The sequence below is a fragment of the Bartonella sp. CB10SXKL genome (assembly GCF_042195515.1).
Lineage (GTDB): Bacteria > Pseudomonadota > Alphaproteobacteria > Rhizobiales > Rhizobiaceae > Bartonella.
Genome location: NZ_JBHION010000122.1, coordinates 1 through 615, shown reverse-complemented (window position 1 = coordinate 615; position 615 = coordinate 1). Strand labels below are relative to the sequence as shown.

General features: G+C 35.9%; 1 protein-coding gene. It reads left to right on the top strand.

Features of this window, described 5'->3' with window-relative positions; genetic code table 11:
- Positions 1-238 precede the first annotated feature (238 nt).
- Positions 239-439, top strand: coding sequence for an AlpA family transcriptional regulator (locus ACFIK3_RS09780; protein WP_015856172.1), 201 nt, complete (start codon positions 239-241; stop codon positions 437-439).
- The last annotated feature ends 176 nt before the right edge of the window (positions 440-615 follow it).

The following is a 615-nucleotide window of genomic DNA, read 5'->3' as shown; positions in this document are numbered from 1 at the left end:
GGGCGGCTTATGTCACGGGTCAATCTTAAGATATGGGGTGAATAACCCCATTATCTGTGGATAACTTTAGCTCTCTTCTCTCTCATTCTTTCTCAATAAGAGTCATAAATTATCACATGAGAATTTATATGATAAAATATTGTTTTCTATAAATAAAATACCTTCAAAAGTGAACTAAAATGTGGTTAATAAATGGTTATGATTTGTTTCTATTTTTTGAGAATGAAAGGATTTTAGAATGACAGAAAATGATATTCTTTTGACAGACCGTGAAAGTGCAAAATTGCTTCATATGAGTGTCTCAACATTTCGCCGTCATGTAACCAATGGCTCTCTCCCAAAACCTTTAAAATTTGGTTTTTTATCGCGTTGGTTACAATCAGATCTTTTGAATGTCATCGAGCAAGCAAAACAGCAACGTTATAACGACGCGGCATAAAAAGAAAACCTTGTCACGTAAAAACGGACAAGGCTTTCTCTGCTGAAGCAAGACTTAAGGTTTGCATTCAAGTTGTTCTGAATGCTTTTTACAATAAGAGCTATTTAAGCGTCTCTCAACACTTCGCTGAGGCATGACAGCACCAGGACGACATATGGGAAGGTTGTCCGATTTAT